The 18843-nt window shown below is 71.6% G+C and carries 21 protein-coding genes; 7 read left to right on the top strand and 14 right to left on the bottom strand.

The genetic code is table 11. The features are described 5' to 3' along the window. Window positions 1–186 precede the first annotated feature (186 nt). Together OIE40_RS12095 and OIE40_RS12090 are read left to right on the top strand one after the other, a co-directional pair. Window positions 187–519: a DUF4352 domain-containing protein gene (locus tag OIE40_RS12095; RefSeq protein WP_264702596.1), complete on the top strand. Its 333-nt coding sequence runs from the start codon at window positions 187–189 to the stop codon at window positions 517–519. A 215-nt stretch (window positions 520–734) separates the two neighbouring features. Then, a complete protein-coding gene (locus OIE40_RS12090; protein ID WP_264702594.1) occupies window positions 735–1589 on the top strand; it encodes a glycine betaine ABC transporter substrate-binding protein in 855 nt (284 codons plus the stop codon). On the opposite strand, the gene OIE40_RS12085 is transcribed toward OIE40_RS12090, so the two are convergent. The 3 genes from OIE40_RS12085 to OIE40_RS12075 all read right to left on the bottom strand — a co-directional run bounded on the left by OIE40_RS12085 (window position 1590) and on the right by OIE40_RS12075 (window position 5423). Next, window positions 1590–3002: a glucosaminidase domain-containing protein gene (locus tag OIE40_RS12085; RefSeq protein ID WP_264702592.1), complete on the bottom strand. Its 1413-nt coding sequence runs from the start codon at window positions 3000–3002 to the stop codon at window positions 1590–1592. Window positions 3003–3147: 145 nt separating this feature from the next. Then, window positions 3148–4686, bottom strand: a complete 1539-nt coding sequence (locus tag OIE40_RS12080) for a sensor histidine kinase (RefSeq protein ID WP_264702591.1) — start codon at window positions 4684–4686, stop codon at window positions 3148–3150. Next, entirely contained in the window at window positions 4683–5423 is a 741-nt protein-coding gene (locus OIE40_RS12075) for a response regulator transcription factor (RefSeq protein ID WP_319805230.1), read from the bottom strand. The genes OIE40_RS12080 and OIE40_RS12075 overlap by 4 nt, the downstream gene beginning before the upstream one ends. 102 nt (window positions 5424–5525) lie before the next feature. On the opposite strand from OIE40_RS12075, the gene OIE40_RS12070 reads away from it, so the two are divergent. Then, window positions 5526–6296, top strand: a complete 771-nt coding sequence (locus tag OIE40_RS12070; RefSeq protein WP_264702589.1) for an adenosylcobinamide-GDP ribazoletransferase — start codon at window positions 5526–5528, stop codon at window positions 6294–6296. Between the two features lie 188 nt (window positions 6297–6484). Here the strand turns inward: OIE40_RS12070 and OIE40_RS12065 are convergent, their stop codons facing one another. From OIE40_RS12065 to OIE40_RS12045, 5 genes are all read right to left on the bottom strand, one after another. Next, entirely contained in the window at window positions 6485–7027 is a 543-nt protein-coding gene (locus tag OIE40_RS12065; RefSeq protein WP_264702587.1) for a bifunctional adenosylcobinamide kinase/adenosylcobinamide-phosphate guanylyltransferase, read from the bottom strand. Window positions 7028–7137: 110 nt separating this feature from the next. Beyond that, window positions 7138–7419: an acylphosphatase gene (locus OIE40_RS12060; protein WP_264702586.1), complete on the bottom strand. Its 282-nt coding sequence runs from the start codon at window positions 7417–7419 to the stop codon at window positions 7138–7140. Window positions 7420–7501: 82 nt separating this feature from the next. Beyond that, a complete protein-coding gene (locus tag OIE40_RS12055; RefSeq protein ID WP_264702584.1) occupies window positions 7502–7717 on the bottom strand; it encodes a CsbD family protein in 216 nt (71 codons plus the stop codon). Between the two features lie 74 nt (window positions 7718–7791). After that, the gene (locus OIE40_RS12050; RefSeq protein ID WP_264702583.1) at window positions 7792–8265 is read right to left on the bottom strand and encodes an aminoacyl-tRNA deacylase; all 474 of its coding nucleotides are present in this window, start codon (window positions 8263–8265) and stop codon (window positions 7792–7794) included. A 1-nt stretch (window position 8266) separates the two neighbouring features. Beyond that, window positions 8267–8695 carry a CBS domain-containing protein gene (locus OIE40_RS12045; protein ID WP_264702581.1) on the bottom strand — a complete coding sequence of 143 codons (429 nt, stop codon included), beginning with the start codon at window positions 8693–8695 and terminating at the stop codon, window positions 8267–8269. A gap of 232 nt (window positions 8696–8927) precedes the next feature. Between OIE40_RS12045 and metB the strand changes: the two genes are divergently transcribed. Further along, window positions 8928–10088: a cystathionine gamma-synthase gene (metB, locus tag OIE40_RS12040; RefSeq protein ID WP_264702579.1), complete on the top strand. Its 1161-nt coding sequence runs from the start codon at window positions 8928–8930 to the stop codon at window positions 10086–10088. A 10-nt stretch (window positions 10089–10098) separates the two neighbouring features. Here metB and OIE40_RS12035 read toward each other — a convergent pair whose 3' ends face one another. The 3 genes from OIE40_RS12035 to OIE40_RS12025 form a co-directional block, all read right to left on the bottom strand. Continuing rightward, complete coding sequence (locus OIE40_RS12035) at window positions 10099–11052, bottom strand: proline dehydrogenase family protein (RefSeq protein WP_264702576.1); 954 nt, start codon at window positions 11050–11052, stop codon at window positions 10099–10101. An 86-nt stretch (window positions 11053–11138) separates the two neighbouring features. Then, window positions 11139–11792 carry an HAD family hydrolase gene (locus tag OIE40_RS12030; protein WP_264702574.1) on the bottom strand — a complete coding sequence of 218 codons (654 nt, stop codon included), beginning with the start codon at window positions 11790–11792 and terminating at the stop codon, window positions 11139–11141. Window positions 11793–11860: 68 nt separating this feature from the next. Next, on the bottom strand, window positions 11861–12517 hold the full coding sequence (locus OIE40_RS12025; protein ID WP_264702572.1) for an HAD family hydrolase: 657 nt from the start codon (window positions 12515–12517) through the stop codon (window positions 11861–11863). Between the two features lie 77 nt (window positions 12518–12594). On the opposite strand from OIE40_RS12025, the gene OIE40_RS12020 reads away from it, so the two are divergent. Beyond that, window positions 12595–12876 carry a hypothetical protein gene (locus tag OIE40_RS12020; RefSeq protein ID WP_264702571.1) on the top strand — a complete coding sequence of 94 codons (282 nt, stop codon included), beginning with the start codon at window positions 12595–12597 and terminating at the stop codon, window positions 12874–12876. A 17-nt stretch (window positions 12877–12893) separates the two neighbouring features. Here OIE40_RS12020 and OIE40_RS12015 read toward each other — a convergent pair whose 3' ends face one another. Further along, window positions 12894–13712, bottom strand: a complete 819-nt coding sequence (locus tag OIE40_RS12015; protein WP_264702570.1) for an alpha/beta fold hydrolase — start codon at window positions 13710–13712, stop codon at window positions 12894–12896. A gap of 51 nt (window positions 13713–13763) precedes the next feature. On the opposite strand from OIE40_RS12015, the gene OIE40_RS12010 reads away from it, so the two are divergent. Then, window positions 13764–15071: a condensation domain-containing protein gene (locus OIE40_RS12010; RefSeq protein ID WP_264702569.1), complete on the top strand. Its 1308-nt coding sequence runs from the start codon at window positions 13764–13766 to the stop codon at window positions 15069–15071. 66 nt (window positions 15072–15137) lie between these two features. Here OIE40_RS12010 and ddaH read toward each other — a convergent pair whose 3' ends face one another. Next, on the bottom strand, window positions 15138–15908 hold the full coding sequence (gene ddaH / locus OIE40_RS12005) for a dimethylargininase (RefSeq protein ID WP_264702568.1): 771 nt from the start codon (window positions 15906–15908) through the stop codon (window positions 15138–15140). A 145-nt stretch (window positions 15909–16053) separates the two neighbouring features. On the opposite strand from ddaH, the gene OIE40_RS12000 reads away from it, so the two are divergent. Continuing rightward, complete coding sequence (locus OIE40_RS12000; RefSeq protein WP_264702566.1) at window positions 16054–16974, top strand: hypothetical protein; 921 nt, start codon at window positions 16054–16056, stop codon at window positions 16972–16974. 29 nt (window positions 16975–17003) lie between these two features. Here OIE40_RS12000 and OIE40_RS11995 read toward each other — a convergent pair whose 3' ends face one another. Next, window positions 17004–18611 (bottom strand): hypothetical protein, encoded by a 1608-nt coding sequence (locus OIE40_RS11995; RefSeq protein WP_264702565.1) that lies wholly within the window; start codon window positions 18609–18611, stop codon window positions 17004–17006. Window positions 18612–18843: the final 232 nt, after the last annotated feature.

Below are 18843 nucleotides of genomic sequence, written 5' to 3'. Positions count from 1 at the left end.
TCGGTGAGCGGCACGGCCTTCCCGACAACGTCTCCGTCCGGGGGTGGGAGTCGCCCGACGGCGTCCGCGCCATTGGACACGCCCACACCCGGATCGGTCGATCAGACAGTTGAGGCGAAGCCACAGACAACCTCGAGTCCGATCAAGCTCAAGTCCCCGTATCGTGCCGCTGGGGTTGAGGTCGCCTTGACCTCCATCCGCAGACTGCAGATGAAGGGAATGGGCCCTGGTGAGATCAGTGGGCCCGCTCTGCGAATCACCGTTCGGGTCAGCAACTACACCGACACCGCCATTAGCATCGACTCGGCCGTGGTGAACCTCACCGACTCCAAGGGCAGGGTCGGCACACCGTACGCGGGGTCTCCAGCGCGTCCGCTCGCGGGAACTATTGACGCTGGGCGCAAGGCAACTGGCGTATATGTGTTCAGTGTCAAGAAGAGTGCTCGTTCGCCCATCACGGTGACCGTCACCTACGAGCCCGGCGCGGAGACCGCACTTTTCGTGGGCAACGCCAGCTGAGGTTTAGCCGGCCCGAGAGGCCGGCTCCGCTGCCGTGTGGCCGGGCCTTTCGGCGTCCGATACTGAAAACTGCCCGGCAGTTGTGCGCCGAGCCAGTGGCCGACTGTGCGTGCGACCGATGCATGCAGTTTCAGGATGCCGTGTGACGAGCCGGCCCTGGGGACACGCGGTGAGGCTTCCCGGCCGGGCAGGCATCGGGTGGCACGGTAGAGGCCATGAGGCGTGCCCTGGTCCTGGTGCTGACCGTGCTGCTGGCGTTGGCCGGTTGCGGCCGGACGGCGCCGCAGCCGTCCACGTCGGCGTCCGCCACGACCGTGCCGAGCGTCGTGATCGGCACCACCGGCGACCAGACCACCACGGTGATCGCCGAGCTGTACCGCCAGGCTCTGACGGCCCGCGGCCGGGTGGCCACCGTGACCTCGGTCGACGCCGACCCGAACACCCAGGTCAGCCGATTGATGGCCGGTGAGCTCGACCTGATGCCGGCCTACGCCTGGTCGGCCGCGGAGGGCCTGCAGGCCGACACCGGCGACGCCGCGAACCTCGTCCCCGACCTGGCCGCCGCGCTCGACGGTGAGGTCGCGGTCCTGCAGCCCTCGAAGGTCGATCGCGCCTGGGTGTTCGTCTCGGCCAAGCCCGACCAGTCGCTCGACGGCATGCCCAACCGCACCAGGTTCGCCGCCCCCACCGCGTGGCGTGCCGCCGGCGACGGCGAGGCCGGGGTGAAGGCCGTCTACGGGTTCACGCCCACCGTGACAGTGGTCGACGACCCGGAAGCGCGGCTCGCGCAGGTCACCGACGGTGCCGTCGGCGTCTTCGACGGCACCGATCCGCAGGCCGGCGATGCGGCCGTCCACCCCGTCACGGACTCCAGAACGATGGTGTCGGCCGACCCGCAGGTGGCCCTGCTGCGCCTGGAGTTGTCCGAGGACGACACGGTGCTCGAGGTGGTCCAGCAGCTGCACGCGCAGATGGACAACGCCGCGATCGTGTCGATCCGCCGGCAGGCCGCCACCTCGGGGGTCCCGGACGCCGTGGCGCGGTGGCTGCAGGAACACCCGCTGGGCTGATCAGCCGAACAGCACGCCCCAGGTGCGCACCGAGACGATGCCGGTCTGCGGCAGCCTGTACTTCTTCTGCAGGGCCTTGACCGACTTCTCGGTGCGGGACTGGAAGCCGCTGCTGCTGACGCTGTAGCCGCGTGACTTCAGCAGCGCGTTGAGGGCTGCCACGGCGCGTCCCCTCCAGCCCTTGCGGATGTCCGGGGTGATCCGGGTCAGGGTCAGCGGGTCGGCCCGGCCGGACACGCTCACCCCCGCCTTCTTCTGGAACTTCTTGACCGCGGCGAAGGTGTCGGTGCCGAAGTAGCCGGTGGTGCCGACCTTGCTGCCGGCCCGGTTCAGCAACTGCTGCAGTGCCTGCACCTTGGCGCTGCGGGTGCCCTTCTTGAGCGTGGTGTGGATCAGCAGGTCGTACTGCTTCAGGTTGTACTTGGTGACGTAGGCGTACACCTTGTCGACGTAGCTGCTGCTGCTCGACCATCCGGCCTTCTTGATGGCGATCAGGAAGTGCTTGGGCAGCTTTGCCTGCTTCATCGCCTTGGCGTAGCGCTTGGTCGTGGCCAGCACCCGGGAGCGGTCGGTGAACGAGTCGTTGACGGTGGCGTAGGTGCGGTACTTGGTGCCGTTGAGCTTCAGGCAGCCCTTCGCCGTGCTGCCCTTGCCGCCGGCGCAGGTCATCGAGAAGTAGTTCTTCGCCTTCGTCGCCAGCGTGCTCTTTCCGGACGCCGAGTGGTACAGCGCCTGCGCGAGGGTGATCGAGGCGGGCACGCCCCACGTCGATTGGTTGCGCTGCGCCACGCCGACCCACGACCTGATGACCGCCAGGTTAGGATCGACGGCGGGCTTGCTGACCGCGTCGAACCGGTACAGGTTCCACTTCTTCATCAGGCTGATCACCAGCGTGGAGTAGTTCGGGTCGGTGGCGTAGCCCGCCTTGTGCACCTCGCGAATGAACTGGTCGGGATTGTTGGTGTACTTGAACGCCTTGTTGTAGCGGTCGGCGTAGTTGAGCAGGCGTCCGTGGTCGAGGAACGACCGGCTCATCGAGCTGTAGGTGCGGAACCTGCTGACGTACTTCTTCTTCTTGCCGTTGACGTACTCGTAGGACGCCAGTGCCACACAGCCGCGCTGGTGGGGGCTGACGATCGCCCCGCACTTGATGCCGAAGTAGTTGTGGTAGCCGGTGGTGAGTCCGGAGGTGCCCCAGGACGACTCGAGGATCGCCTGAGCGATGGTGACCGCACGCGGCACCCCGTAGGTCTTCTTGGACGCCGCCGCGGCCTTGGCCGCCTTGGCGATGAATGCCTCGTAGTTGACGGCAGCCACGCTCTCGCTGGTGCCGGACGTGCCGCCGACCAGCCCGGTGAGGCTGACGGCCAGCGCCAGGAGACTGGCTCGAAGGCGAAGGGTGGGGTGGGTCATGGATTGGATTCAAACCCTGAGAGAAGCCCGTGAGCCACTGAGAGTCTCAACCAGACGTCGACATCGGTGCTACCGAGTTGCTTCTGACAAGGTGTTTCAGCGCCGCGGAACCCTCAAGTGCCGCCTCACCCCCTGACGGTGGAGTTCAGTCGCCGGGCGCGGCCGGGATGCGGACGGTGAACACCGTCCGACCCGGAACGGACTCCACGCCGGCCGTGCCGGAGTGCGCCGTCACGACCGCCGCCACGATGGCCAGGCCGAGTCCGGTCGATGAGCCGCCCTGCCGGCGCACCCGGCTGGTGTCGGCCCGGGTGAACCGTTCGAACACCGCCGGCTGCAGGTCGGCGGCGATGCCGGGACCGTTGTCGGTGACGGTGAGCACGGCCATCCCGTCCTCGACGGTCACGGCGGTCTGCACCTCGGTGCCCGGCGGCGTGTGGGTGCGTGCGTTGGCGAGCAGGTTGGCCAGCACCTGGTGCATCCGGTACCGGTCGGCCATCGCCCACACCGGCTCGTCCGGCAGCGCCAGCGACCACTTGTGGTCGGGGCCGGCGGCTCGGGCGTCGCTGGTGGCGTTCAGCACGATCTCGGTCAGGTCGGTCCGCTTCACCTCCAGCGCCGGGCCCGAATCGAGCCGGGCCAGCAGCAGCAGGTCCTCGACCAGCCTGCTCATCCGGTCGGATTCGGATTCGATCCGGGTCAGCGCGTGGGCCATCGGCTCCGACACCTCGGCGCGCTCGCGCCGGGTCAGTTCCGCATAGCCGCGGATCGCTGCCAGCGGGTTGCGCAGCTCGTGCGAGGCGTCCGCGACGAACTGGCGCAGCTTCACCTCGGACGCGTGCCGGGCGGCCAGGGCGCCCTCGACGTTGTCGAGCATGTGGTTGAAGGCGAGCCCGACGCGTCCGACCTCGCTGACCGGGTCGGTGTCGCTCAGTGGAACGCGCACGATCCCCTCGACCTCACCGCTCTCCAGCGGCAGGTTGGACACGGTGGTGGCGGTGCCGGCGAGCCGGTTCAGCGGGGCCAGGCTGCTGACCACCACGCTGCGGGTGGCGAAGACCGCGACCACGATCACCACTCCGGCGAGCAGCGCCTCGAACAGCACCAGCGAGGTCATCGCACTGGCCAGCTGGTTCAGCGGCAGGGCCACGATGACGCGCGAGTTGCTGCCCTCCTTCACGGTCACCCGGTAGACCCCGTAGTCGGCGATCTGGATCGTCGACTTGGTGCCGGACTCGAGTTCGAGCGCCGCCAATTGCTGCGCCGCGGCGTCGGTCAGGGTCAGGTACTGCACGCGGTCGTTGGTGGTCCGGTCGACAAGGATCTGGGCGTAGATCGCGCTGGAGGTCTGCACCGCGATGATCGTGCCGATCTCCTGGCCGCCGGGACCGGGGCCGTCCGTACCGGGGCCGTCACGGGTGGCCCGGAACGCGGCCTGGTCGAGCCGGGTGTCGACCTGGGCGATCTGGATGTTGTAGGCGGCCAGTGCCACCACCGCGCTGAGGCCGACCGCGACCAGCGCCACCAGCACCGCCACGCGCAGCACCAGCCGGCGCCCGAGGGTGCCCTTCGCGAGCGGTCGCAGGTCGGCGGGCACGGCCGGGTCCGGCTGCGGGCCCTCCGCGGGGGTCGCGGGGTCGGCGGAGGCCTTCGGCGCGGTCGGGGGTGAGGGGACAGCGGTCATTCGCTCGCCGGCTTCAGCACGTAGCCCGAACCCCGCAGCGTGTGGATCATCGGGGCCCGGTTGGCGTCGATCTTCTTGCGCAGGTAGCTGATGTAGAGCTCGACGACGTTGGCCTGCCCGCCGAAGTCGTAGTTCCACACCCGGTCGAGGATCTGCGGCTTGCTCAGCACCCGGCGCGGGTTGCGCATCAGGTAGCGCAGCAATTCGAACTCTGTCGCGGTGAGCTGGATCTCTTCGCCGCCCCGGGTCACCTCGTGGGAGTCCTCGTCGAGGACCAGGTCGCCGACCACCAGCTGCGAGCCGGGCCGCACCGTCGTCGCGCCCGAGCGTCGCAGCAGGCCGCGCAGCCGGGCGATCAGCTCCTCCAGCGAGAACGGTTTGGTGACGTAGTCGTCCCCGCCGGCGGTGAGGCCGCCGATGCGGTCCTCCAGTGCGTCCTTGGCGGTCAAGAAAATGACCGGGACGTCGGGCTGCTCGGTGCGGATGCGGCGCATCACCTCGAGGCCGTCGAAGTCGGGCAGCATCATGTCCAGCACGATCGCGTCGGGGCGCATCTCGCGCGCCTCCTTCACCGCGTCGATGCCGGATCCCGCCGTGGCCACCTCCCAGCCTTCGTAGCGCATCGCCATGCTCAACAGTTCGGTCAGGCTGGACTCGTCGTCCACCGTGAGGATGCGGATGGCGGTGCCGTCGGGCCTGGTCAGCGGATCATTGCCACCGCGGGTACTGGTCGTCATGTGGTCAATCTGTCAGTCGCCTGTGAGTCTGGGCTGGGGGTTTGCTGTGGGAAGGCTGTGAGAGCAGCGTACCGGTCGGTGTGCGGCTGGAATGATGGGGACGTGCGCACTCGACTCACCGACGGCTGGCGGCTGGTGGTGGGCACGTTGACGGTGATCCCGGTGCCGCCGCCGCAACGGGTGGACGCCGGCACGGCTCGGGTGGCGGCGCTGCTGGCGCCCCTGGCGTTCGCTCCGGTGGCGGTGGTGCTGGGGTCGGTGACCTGGCTGGCCGGGTGGGCGCTTTCGGGCCCGGTGGTCGGCCTGTTGCTGGTCGGGCTGACGGCCTGGCTGACCCGCGCCATCCACCTCGACGGGCTGGCCGACACGGCCGACGGGTTGGGTTCCGGACGGCCGGCCGAGCGCGCCCTGGAGATCATGAAGCGCGGCGACGTCGGTCCGATGGGCGTCGTCACCCTGATCGTGGTGCTGGGGCTGCAGGCCGCCAGCGCGGGGGAGTTGCTGCAGCGGCCGTGGGGATGGCTCGCCGTGGCGTCGGCGCTCGCCGCGAGCCGCGGCGCGCTGGCGATAGCGGCCCGGCACGGCGTGCCGGCCGCGCGCCGCGACGGCCTGGGGGCGGTGTTCGCCTCGAGCGTGCCCACCCTCGCCGCCGCTGCGCTGTGGGCGGGCATCGGCGCCGTGCTCGTCGTGGTCGGCGTGCTGCAGGGATCGCCCTGGTGGCAGGGCCTGCTGGCCGCCCTCGCCGGCGCTGCTGCCGCCGGCTACCTGGTCTGGGCGGCGACGAGGCGCCTCGGCGGCATCACCGGCGACGTGCTGGGTGCTGCGGTGGAGCTGGCTGTGGCGGCGGTGCTGGTGGTGCTGGCCGCCGGCTGAGCGGCGCGATCCTGAAAACGGTGCGCTCGTCGTGCGGACCAGCGCGGCGCGCGGTCAGCGCCTTTCCATGAAAACGCTTGTCGCAGGGGTGTTTCCTGGCGGTTGTCGGGTGGTGCGTGGGCAGCTGGGGCCGAACGAGTGCACCGTTTTCAGGATCAGAGCTACCGGACGCGTGGGGCCTGGCGGCGTCAGCCGAGGTGCAGCGGGCGTCCGGCGACCAGCAGCACCACCTCGTCGGCGACCGCCCCCACCCGCTGGTTGGTCCGCCCCAGCAGGTCGGCGAACAGGCGTCCCGAGGCGTGCTCTGAGATCAGCCCCCAGCCGACCTCGTTCGTGACGGCCACCACGGTGTGCGGGTGTGCCCGCCACGCGTCGACGAGGTCGTCGAGGGCACGCTCGAAGCGGGGTTGCCAGGTGGCGAACGGTGCCTCCCAGCCCCAGCCGTCGATGCTGCGGGTCAGCCAGGTGCCCAGGCAGTCGATCAGCACCGGGGTGTTCGCCGCGCTGATGCCGGCCGCCAGGCCGACGGTCTCCACCGTCGTCCAGGTGGCCGGACGCCGGGCCTGGTGCGCGCCCACCCGGGCCGCCCATTCCGGGTCGGCGACCGGGTCTGCCGGGTAACCCGGCGTGAGGTAGGTCACGGCGTCGGCGGACGCCAGCAGCGACTCGGCGTAGCGCGACTTGCCCGAGCGGACGCCGCCGGTGACCAGCACCTTGCTGACTGCACTCATGCAGCGACCCTAACCGGCGCCACCACGGGCCGCGGGCTGTTGCCCGTCTCCGCGCTCGGCCGTCGAGCGGTACCACTGGCGCTGCACCGTCGACGGCCCACCCGTGCGGCTCAGTAGGCGCTGAACCCCTTGCGGGCGGGCTCGACCTCGACCCAGTCGATTTCGTGGCCGGTGACCCGGCCCGGGCGTCCGGTGCGGGTCGGTTGCTCGGTCATCGCCCTGATCAGGCTGCCGAGGGCCTCGGTAGAGCCCTGCGCGTCGACCCGGACCCGTCCGTCCGACAGGTTCTCGGCACGGCCGGTGAGCCGGAGCTCGCGAGCCACCGAGGTCGCCCACCAGCGGAAGCCGACGCCCTGCACGTACCCGTCCACCACGATCACGGCACGTTCCATGCTGAGCACCCTAACTCTCTGCGGTGAGACCTGGACATGGCAACGGCGCCGTCTGTGCGACGGCGCCGTTGGGTGAGACTGGTTAGTTGGTGGCCTTGTTCCAGGCTGCCTTGGCGTCCTCGCCGGCGTCCTTCACACCGTCCTTGACGGACTCGCCGGCCTGCTTCGCCTTGGCGCCCGCCTGGTCGGCGGCACCTTCGGCCTGGAGTCGCTCGTTGTCGGTGGCGTCTCCCACGGCCTCCTTGACCTTGCCGCCAATCTCCTCGGCCTTGTTCTGGATCTTGTCGCCGATACCCATAGCTTCCTCCTTCTCGGACGCCGGGGTAGCGCCCGTCTCCTTTGTAAGGCTAGGTGGCGCGTGCCTGCCACCCATCACCCCTTGGGGTGATCGCTGATGTCGGCGACGGTGGCGTCCAGGGCGGTGAGCATGGCGTCGGCGTCCAGACCGAGGCCGACGCCGTGGCGTCCGCTGCCCATCGAGATGAGGCGTCCGCCGATCGAGGCATCGGCCACGACGGGCCAGCGGGTGCTCGAGCCGAACGGGGTGATCGTGCCGCGTTCGTAACCGGTGACCCGCAGGGCGGTCGCGGCGTCCGGCATGGACAGTCGCGACACCCCGAGCACGGAGCGCAGCTTGGGCCAGGAGATCGCGGCGTCCCCCGGCAGCAGCACGAACAGGAAGTCGTCCGGGCCGCGGCGCACCACCATCGTCTTGACGATGTCGCGCGGCTGCATCCCGCGGGCGGCGGCGGCCTCGGCCAGCGACGACACCGGACCGTGCTCGTGCACGGTCACCGCGAGGCCCAGGGCGCGTGCCGCGGCGACCCCCGGCGCCTCGCTCGTCACCTCAGGCGTGCAGATAGCCGAGCAGGTGGTTGCGTTCGTCCATCAGCTGGTCGATGCGGTGCTTCACCACGTCGCCGATGGAGATCACGCCGCGCAACTCACCATCGACGACCACCGGCAGGTGCCGGAAGCGTTGGTAGGTCATCGTGTGCGCCGTCTCCTCGAGGGTGTCCTCGAGCCCACAGGTGTGCACGTTGGCGGTCATGATGTCGCCGACGGTGCGCTGCAGCACCTCCGCGCCCTGCTTGCCGAGCTCGCGCACCACGTCTCGCTCGCTGACGATGCCCTCGATGTGGACGCCGTCGGTGCTGACCACGACAGCGCCGATGCGGTGCTCACCCAGCAGCCCGACCAGCTGCTCGACCGACGCACCAGGTTCGACCGTGACGACCCCGGCGCCCTTGCCTCGGATGATGTCTTCGATCCTCATATCGGGAAGGTACCCGCTGGGGCAGGGGCAGGAAAGCGATACGCGCAAGTCCCGGAAGTTCCGCTCCCACGTGCTGGACGCCGGCCGCGGGCCGCACGAGCGCGCGGGCTATTGTCGGGCCAGCCCGCCGGAACCCACGCGCTCGCCTGACTACCGAGCGCTCGCCAAGCTTCGCGAGCGCTCGGTAGTTAGGCGAGCGCGAGGGGTGGGCGGCGACGAACAGGAGGGGACGATGACCGAGCCGTCACCGATCACCCGTGCGGTGCGGGCCGGCATCGACACCGACCGCACGCACGGCGCCGTCGTCCCGCCGGTCTACCTCAGCACCACCTACACCTTCGCCGAGTTCGGCGTCCCGCGTCCGTTCGACTACGCCAGGCGCGGCAACCCGACCCGCAGCGCGCTCGAGCAGGCCATCACCGGTCTCGAGGGGGGTGCCGGGGCCGTCGTCACCGCCAGCGGAATGGGGGCGATCACCACCGTCGTCAACGCGCTGCTGCAGCCCGGGGACGTCCTGGTCGCGCCGCACGACGCCTACGGCGGCACCTGGCGGCTGTTCGACGCGCTGGCCCGCAAGGGCGCCTTCGAGCTTGTGCTCGCCGACCTGAGCGACCCCGAGGTGGCCGAGCGTACGATCCGGCAGCGGCGTCCGGCCGTGTTGTGGGTGGAGACGCCGTCGAACCCGCTCCTGCGGATCAGCGACCTGGCCGCCGTGTCCCGGCTGGGCCACGAGGTGGGGGCCACGGTCGTGGCCGACAACACCTTCTGCACCCCGTTGGGCCAGCGTCCGCTCGACCTCGGCGCCGATCTCGTGGTGCACTCGGCGACCAAGTACCTCGCCGGCCACAGTGACGTGGTGGCCGGTGCGGTCGTCAGCAGCACCGCGGCGTCGGCCGAGGAGCTGGCCTGGTGGGCCAACTGTCTCGGTGTCACCGGCGGCGCCTTCGACTCCTACCTGGTGACCCGCGGTTTGCGGACGCTGCACGCCCGGATGGCGATCCACGAGAGCAACGGTGCCGCCGTGGTCGACCTGCTCGGCCGTCACCCGGCTGTCGCCGTGGTGCACCATCCGAGCCTGCCCGGGCACGCAGGTCACGCGCTGGCCTCGGTCCAGCAGCGACTGTTCGGCGGCGTCGTCAGTTTCGAACTGCGCGACGGCGAGGGGGCGGCGCGCCGGTTCATGGAGTCGCTCACGCTGTTCTGTCCCGCCGAGTCGCTGGGGGGCACCGAGTCGCTGGTGTCCCATCCGGCGACGATGACCCACGCGTCCATGCCTTCGGAGGTGCAGGCGGACGCCGGGATCACGCCGGGCATGGTGCGGCTGAGCGTCGGCATCGAACAGGCCGAGGATTTGCTGGCCGACCTCGGCCGGGCGTTGGACGCCGCGGGCTGAGGGCGTCCGTCTAGAAGCCGGACGCCGCCCGCTCCCTGGCGGGCCGTTCGAACAGGGCGCGGATCAGGAACACCACGTTCGCGGGGCGTTCGGCCAGGCGGCGCATGAAGTAGGCGTACCAGTCGGTGCCGAACGGCACATAGACGCGCACCGAGTACCCCTTCGCGGCGAGCCGGCGCTGCTCGTCGGAACGGATACCGAGCAGCATCTGCAACTCGAACGAGTCGTCGGCACGATCGTTGCGCTGCGCCTCCGAGATGGCGTGACTGATCATCTCGTCGTGGTGGGTGGCGAACATCGGACGCCCCTCGCCCTCGAGCAGGATCGTCGCGCAGCGCTTGTAGTTGCGGTCGACGGCGGGCTTCGCCTTGTGCGCGACGTCGGCGGGTTCGGCGTAGGCGCCCTTGCACAGCCGGACGCGATCGCCCGGCCCGGTCTGCCGCTGGCAGTCGGTGCTGGTGCGGTACAGCATCGACTGCAGGACGGCGCCCACCCAGGGGTACTGCTCGCGCAGTGCGGTCACCGTGCGCAGGGTCGCGTCGGTCGAGGTGTGGTCCTCCATGTCGACGGTGACGGTGGTACCGGCCCGTTCTGCCGCCGCACAGATCACCCGGGCGTTGTCCAGGGCCAGTTCGTAGCCGCCCTTGAGCTGCGAGCCCAGTGCGGACAGCTTGATCGAGACCTCGACCCGACCGGCGATACCCTCGTCGCTGAGGCGGCGGAGCAGTTCGACGTAGGTGTCGGTGACCCGGTCCGCCTGGGCCGCGGTGGTGGTGTCCTCGCCCAGGAAGTCGATGGTGCCGAGCAGTCCGTTGGCGAGCAGGCCGCGGGTGGTGCGCAGGCAGTCCTCGACGGTCTCGCCCGCCACGAAGCGCTGGACGACGCGGCGGGTCAGCGGAAAGGCGACGACCGCCTTCTTCACCGCGGGCGTGCGGGACATTCCCAGCAGCAGCGACTTCAGCATTCGCCCTCCTCGACGTGGCGGCGGGTCGGTCCTCCTACCGGCACCCGGCGCCCACGCTCCGACCCTAACGGGTCGGCCCGCCAGCGTCAGCCCCGATGATCACGGACGAAGGCGGCGAACGCGGGGTCGGCCAACGACGAGACCGCAAGCACGGCCCGGTCCGCGATCGCCTCGAGCAGTTCGGGTTCGGTGTTCACGGCGACGAACTCGGCCTCGGCCGCCTCGGCCGCCAGGGCGTCCTGCACGGTGTCGCCGAACACGACCAGCGGACCGTCGCCGGCCAGCCGGCGGGCCTGCCTGCCCAACTCGGCCCGGTCGCTGACGAAGGCTCCCGAGGCGAAGCAATCCCAGTCGATGGCGTCCAGGTCGAACCCGGAGGTGCTCAGCTTCGTCCGCGCCCGCAGCGGGGTGTTGCCGGTCAGCAGGCCGTTGCGCCAGCCGTGGTCCCTGGTCAGTTGCAGCGCCTCGCGCGCGCCCGGCACGGCCTCACGCGGGGTGTGGCCATAGAACTCCGCGGACAGGGAATCCAGGACGCCGAGGTATTCCTCGACCCGGTCCGTGGCCAGCCCGGCCGCCTCCAGATGCACCTCGGCCAGCCGTCGATCGGTGAAGCCGTCGCGCGGGCCGGCCGGGATGACGGCGGCCACGCCCAACGCCTCGACGGCCTCGCCGAACAGGTCGGCCCGTGCCTTGGGGCTCTCCACCAGGGTGCCGTCGATGTCCCAGAACGCGGTGATCATGCTTGTCAGCCTAACCTTCGCGGGCAGCGGCGCGGGCTGGTGACCGGTGCGTGAGGCAGCCGGCCCGCTCAACCGGCCAGTCCGTCGACCAGGTCGACGGTGAGTTCGTCCAGACCCGTCAGGACGACGGCGGCACGGTCGAGAATCTTCTGCGACGGCGGGTGGAAGTGCGGCGGGACCGCCACCACGGCCATGCCGGCGTTCAACCCGGCGAGGATGCCGGTGCCCGAATCCTCCACGACCACCGTGCGTGCGGGTTCCGCGCCCAGCTGCTCGGCGACCCATAGGTAGGCGTCGGGGGCGGGCTTGCCGCGTGCCGGGCCCTCCTCGGTCGAGCGCACCGCGGTGATCAACTCCCGGACGCCGAGCGATTCCAGCCCGCGTTCGATCAGCACCCGCGGTGAGGAGGAGGCGACACCCAGCGGCCACCGGGCCGCCATCCGCCGAACGGCGTCCGCTGCGCCGGGCAGGGCAGGCAGGTCGTGGCGGTACCGCTCCAGCAGGGCGCCGATGGTGCGTTCCGCGGCCTGTTCGGGGGTGGCCCCGACACCATGGCTTGCCATGTAGGCCGACCACTCCTTCGTGCTCATCCCCATGACCGCGGCCGTGGCGTCGTCCGTCCACTCCACGCCGTCGGCTGCGGCCAGTTCGCGGCGGACCTCGTCCCACAACGCTTCGGTGTCGGTGAGGGTCCCGTCCATGTCGAAGATCACGGCCTGCGTCATGGGGCCATTGTGGAGGTACGACGACGTGAGGGGCGTGGACTGTTCCGGTTTCGCCCCGGCCCCGGCACGCTGGTGCCATGGACCCCGCCGCCCCCGATGTCACCGCGCTGGCCCTCAACGTGCTGATCCCCGACGAGTTGCAGTGGACCGACACCCGACGCGGTGTCGAGTTCGTGCTGACCACGCTGAACGTGCGGCTGCTGCCCGACGGCGGGCTCGCCGCCAAGGCCTACGGACGCCCCACGGCGGGCGGCCGGGGAGGCTACACGTCGTTCCGGGTGCCGGACCGCCCGGAACTGGCCGCCCTGATCGCCGCCGCCGCGGACCGGGCCGGCCGGCTGTGGGCGTCCCACACCTGACTCTGGACGCCGGCGCCTCAGCTGGCCAGGGCGTCGTCCAGCCTGGCCCGCCGCTGCTCGTCGGCCGCGGTGACGTGGTCGGCGAACAGGGCCGGCCAGGCCATGATCCCGTAGGGGGTGCGCGCCACCACCCGCCGGCTGTTGGCGATGGCGGCGTGCAACAGTTCCGCGGTCCGGACGGGGTGTGACGGGTCGTCGGCCCAGCCCAGGATCAGGGTCGGCACGGCCAGCTCCGCGACCTCCTGCAGCGGCGGCAGGTTCGACGTCGCCGCGCCGCGCATCACGCTCGGCAGCAGCGACTCCTCGACACTCGGCAGCGACTGCGGTGCGCCGGCCAGCGCGGGAGGGTCGGGGACGGTGGCGCCCAGCTCGACGAACGCCTCGATGCCGTGCGCCTCGACCACGTCGGCGTTGGCCAGATACCGCTGAGCCTGCGCCTTGCGGGTCTCCCAGGCGGTGGGCGGCACGACCAGGGTCAGGCTGGCGAACCGGTCCGGCGCCCGCAGCGCCGCGTGCAGCAGCGTCGCCGACCCCATCGAGGTGCCCACCCCGTGCACCGGCTCACCGGGGGCGAGCTGGTCGAGCAACGCCAGCAGGTCGCCGGCCAGCCGGGGCCAGGTGTAGCTCGCCGCTTCGGGACTCCCGGTCGACGAACCGTGCCCGCGGGCGTCGTAGCGCAGAATGCGGTGGTCGCGCAGCGCCCGCCCCAGGTCGAGGCCGATCTGGGCGTCGCGCTTCCGGCTCGAGGTCAGTCCGTGCAACTGCACCACCAACGGCCCCCGCTTGCCGGTGATGTCATAGGCCAGTTCCGCGTCGGTGAGCGTCGCCCGGTGCACGTAGCACCTCCGTAACAGTTCGGTTGCCTCGGACCCCTAGATTAAGGCCCCATGCGGCTGACGAACGTGGCGCGGATGGCCCTTCCCAACGGACGCCTGATGAGCTATGACGTGTGGGCCGCCGGCCTGCCCGGACGGCGCCTCCCGGTCTCCTTCGACCAGGGCAGGCACGTCGGGCAGGGCCAGCGCCCGGGGTCATGGATGGCGATCGCCGCACGGCTTCCCGCCGCCGCCGGGCCGGACGCCGTGGGCGCGGCCTGGCGTGTCGTCCTGCGCCGGCACGGCACCTTCCGCAGCGTGTTCAGCCGGGACGCCGACGGCGCCCTGCAGCTCAACGAGGTGACGCTCGGCTTCGGCGGTTGGCGGGAGCATCCGGTGCCTCCGGGCGGTGACCCGCGCGACGCGCTGCGCGGCATCTTCGACGCCGCCTGCGCACCGTTCGAGCGACCCTCGCACGCCCTGGTGCTGATCGTTCCCGAGCCGGACGCCGACGACCCGCGCCCGGTCGTGGTGCTCGGTTCGGACCACTCCCACGTCGACATGTGGTCGTTCCTGAACGTGCTGCGCGACCTGTACGCGGCGCTGGGCAACCTGCGGGCCGGGCACGAGGTCGACCACGAACTGCCGCCGGTCGCCGACTTCGCCAGTCACAGCGCCGCCCTGGCCGCCGCGCCACCCGCGCCGGAACGGGTGACCCGGCGCTGGGCCGAGATCCTGGACGCCGGGGGCGGTTTCCTGCCGCGCTTCCCGCTGCCGCTGGGGGACGTGCACCCGGGCCTCGACGCCTGCATCGACGTCCGCGACCTGCTGGACGCCGCCCAGACCGATCGGCTCGCCGAGTTGGCCGGCGAGCGCGGCGTCCGTCTGCTGCCGTTGGCGATCTCGGTGCTGACCGGGGTGACCGCCGAACTCGCCGGCAGCCCGCTGCGGGCCGTGTTCCCGGTGCACAGCAGGCACGAGGAACGCTGGCGCGATTCCGTGGGCTGGTTCATCACCAACGCGGTCATCGAATCCGCCGACACCGACCCGGCGGCCTGCGCCCGGGCGGTCGCCGAGGCGGTGTCGCTGGGCTCGTACCCGCTGGCGCCCATCCTGGCGCCCTATGGCGGCATGCCGGTGGCGCCCGGCATGTTCGCGTTGTCCTGGCTCGACGTCCGGCGACTGCCCGCCCTGCCGCCCGATGCCCAGGCGCAGTTCGTCTCGGCGATCCTCGCCGACGACGGCGTGATGGTGTGGTTCGTCGTCAACGACGAGGGTCTGCACCTACGCGCCCGCTACCCCGACACCCCGCAGGCGCGGACCGGGGTCGGCGCCTGGCTGGACGCCGTCGAGGCCGCCCTGCACCGACTGCTCGCCTGACCTCGCGCGTTCCCGAACGCCGGGGCGGGGCGCACCCCTTCGTCCTTCCCCGTCCTGGCGGCAGGATCAGACGCCGCGCAGCCGCACCGACAGGCAGGTGACGCAACCCTCGAGCTTCTCGAACTCGGAGATGTCGACCGGCACCATCGTGTAGCCCAGCGCGGCCAGTTGCTCGGTGGTGCGCGGGGCCGCGGCCGAGATCAGCAGCCGGCCGTCGTTGAGGCTGACGACGTGTGCGCCCTCGGGTTCGGGCACGGCCAGGAAATGCGGGAAAACGGCGGGGTCGTCCACGAAGTCGGGGTGGCCCAGCACGGTGCCGTCCGGTAGCGCGGTGGCCGCCGACTTCAGGTGCAGCACTTTCGTCAACGTCACGGGCACGACCCGGGCGCCGAGCGGTGCGAGTAGCCGGGCCAGCTGGTCCGCGCCGGCGGTGTTGGTCCGGCCGCCGATGCCCACCCAGACGGTCCGGTCGTGCTTGAGCACGTCGCCGCCGTCGAGCGTGCCCGGGTCGGTGATCCGGGCCGTCCGATAGCCCAGCGTCCGGATGGCGAGCTCGGCACCCGGCAACTCCAGCCGGCGGCTCACCGCCCCGGGCCGGGTGATCACGGCCAGGTCTCCGTAGACCACCATCGTGTCCTCGATGAAGACGCCGTCGGGGCACTCGTCGGCCGCCGGTGCGAGCAGGGTCTCCCAGCCGTTGTCGTGCAGGGCCGAGCGGTAGTCGGCCCACTGCCTGGTAGCAAGCTGCGCGTCGACCGGGACCCGCTCGAGATGGGTGAGCAGTCCCTCGGCGAGGCGGGGCGAGGGGGGCCGGACCAGGGCGCGCTGCTGAAACACGCCACCAGTCTGCCCGCCGGTGACGGCTCGGCCCCGCCGCGGTCCCGGCCGTGGACAGACCTCCGGCGAGCGGTCGCGCGATCCGCGTTCGCCCGGCCGGCCCGGTACCGTCCCCGGCGCGCGGGCCACGAACTAGCATCGCTTCATGCGCGAGCGGGTGCGGTTGTCGGTGGACTCCTCTCACCCCATCGACGAACCGCTGGGCCGGGTGCTGCAGTTCGTCGTCCGGATCGGCCCGGACGCCCCGCCGCTGGAGGCCATGCTGGTCGGCCCGGGATCGAGCGAGCGCCTGCTGGTGTACTTCCCCGGTTTCAACACGCCGCTCGGTCCGTGGGAGGCGGCGAAATGCCGCCTGCTCGCCGCCGCCTTCGACGCGGATGTGCTGATGGTGGAGATCCCGGGGATGAGCCGGTTCGGTGATGCGCTGCCGGCGAGGGTGCGGCGCACGATGCTGGGCGGCGACGTCCAGGCGTGGGCGTTGCTGCTCGTCGAGTACCAGCTGGCCGCGTTGTCTGCGCTGGGACGCCGGCTGCCGGCGGTCGTGGACGTGCTGGGCTACTCGACCGGCTGTTCGATGGCGGTGGCCGCACTGCCCGGCTGGCAGGGACGGGCGCTGGTGCGCTCGGTCAGCATGATCGAGCCGGTCGCCCTGCTGTCGCGCAACCTGCTGCAGCTGGAGTTGCACAACGTCGCCGACGTGCTGCGCCAACCCGGCACCTACGCCACCAACCGCCGCCACGACTGGGTGATGCGGACGCGTCGACGCCAGCTGCGTGAACCATGGGTGCGGTACGGCCCGGTCGACCTGGTGGCCATTGCGCAGGTACTCGCCCAGCCGCACCTGCCCGGCGACCTGCCGCTGGACGGCACGGTGGCGATCAACCTGGTCCGGGGCGAGCGCAGTGACCTGTGCCCGCGGGATTCGTTCGAGGAGCTCCACGCCGCTGCCCCGCCGGTCGGCCGGACCTGGGACGTCGAAGGCTTCGGCCACCCGCTGTGGCACTCGTTCCCGCTGCTGGACGTGCTGATCCCCGCCCTCGGGGACGCCGCCCGCGCAGTGGCCTGAAATGGGGACGGTTCCATTTCAGGCCATTCTCAGCAGGGCGGGGGCAGGGTGATCGAGCCGTCCGCGCCCAGGTAGCCGATGGTGATCCGGTACACCAGGCCCGAGCCGTCCACCAGATAGGCGAGGTAGCGGTCGCCGCTGAGCAATGCCCATTGGTTGATCGTGGCATCGCCGTCGGTCATCACCATGGCGTGCAGGTCGGCACCGTAGAGCTGCTGCAGGTTGGCCAGGGGCGTCCCGACCCGGACGCCGCGCACGCTGGCGAACGCGGAGTTGCGAATGTCGATCGACGTCACGACGTCGCCCGTGGAGTACACCCACGCCTCGCCGAGCAGGGTGCTGGGCGAGTGCGCGTCACAGGCCGACGGGGTCGGGCTCAGCACGCCCAGCTTCTCGGCCTTGGCGGCGTCCAGCCCCAGGGTGACCGGGCCCAGTCCGTCGATGATGAAGGTCCAGCCCAGCCGGTTGCCGGCATCGTTGAGGCTGCTGGTCGGGCTCGGCGTCGGCGTCGCGGTGCTCGGCGTGGGAGTCGGCGTCGGCGTGGGGGTGGGGGTAGGCGACGGGCTCGGAGTCGGGGTCGCCGTCCGGGTGACCGTTGCAGTCGCCGTCGCGGTGGCCGTCGCGGTCGCGGTGACGGTTCGGGCCGGCGTGCTCGGGGTCGCGGACGGCGAGCTGGTGGTGATCGCCGGCGTGCTGCGCACCGGGATGGCCCGGGTCGGGTCGGCATTGCCGCGGACCAGGAAGAACCAGGCCAGGAACAACACGATCGTGCCGACCATGGCGCCGATCACGGCCGCCCGACCGGCGCCGTTGTCGGTCCGGCGCCTCGGTGCGCCGCCCGGCGACGCCGGTGAGCCCGGGGGACGCTGCGGCGAGCCGGGGGAGCGGCCGCCCCCGGCACCGGCCGGGCCCGACCCTGACCCGGAGGTGACGGCCGCACCGGCCGCGGCTGTGCCACCGGCCCGGTGCGGGCGGGTCGCATCCCCGGCCTGGGCGCGAGTGGCGGACGTCGTCGCGGTCGAGCCGGACGGCCGGGGCGCGCCGGCGCCCTGGGCACGGGTGGCGTCGGCAGCATGGGCACCGGTGGCGTCGGTGCCGGACGCCCCGGGCCGGCCCTCCGACCGAGCGCCGGGTAGCCGGACGGATGCGGAGGCACCCGGCGCCTCGGAAGCCGCGGCCGCGCTCGCGCCGAAGGGGGACCACCGCTCGGTGGCCGGACCGCCCCCCGTGTCGGGACCGCGGTCCGTCTCGGGACCGCCCCCCGTGTCGGGACCGCGGTCCGTCTCGGGACCGCCCCCCGTGTCGGGGCCGCGATCCGTCTCAGGACCGCCCTCCGTGTCGGGACCGCCCGGATCGCCCCCGGCGTCGGCGTCCCTGCCGCCACCCGCCTCCGACCGGGCGGCGTCCGTGCCGCCCCCGGAGTCCCTGGTTCGGCCCCCCGCGGGCTCGGATTCGCGGTCGGGGGCGTCCGAGGCGTCCGCACTCCGCGGTGCGGCCGGCTTCGGGCGGGGAGTCTCGCCCCGGTAGCTCAGGCCGGCCTCCTCGTCGCTCTGCGGGGAGAAGATCCAGCTGCCGGTCGCGGCATCCTCGACCCACCCGTCGCCGTGCGCGGGATCGTCAGGACGGTCGGTTGGCAACGTCCCCTCCTTCGTCAGCCTGCCGGCCTCCACGATGGCACGCCCGGCGGCCTCATCGTCGCACCTCGCCCGGCTGCCTAGGTTCCACGGATGCGCCGCAGCACCGGCGATCGAACCCCGGACCAGCCCCGGAAAAGGGATCTGACAAGGTGCGACGCATGAGCCGCCAGCCCGGGCGTGCGACGGCACAGCGAGCTGTCATGGCGCTGCGAGTCGAACCCGTGGATTGACT

The organism is Micropruina sonneratiae (assembly GCF_025972045.1).
GTDB lineage: Bacteria > Actinomycetota > Actinomycetes > Propionibacteriales > Propionibacteriaceae > Micropruina > Micropruina sonneratiae.
Note: the sequence above shows the minus strand (reverse complement) of the source record. Positions and strands in the feature narration are given on the sequence as shown.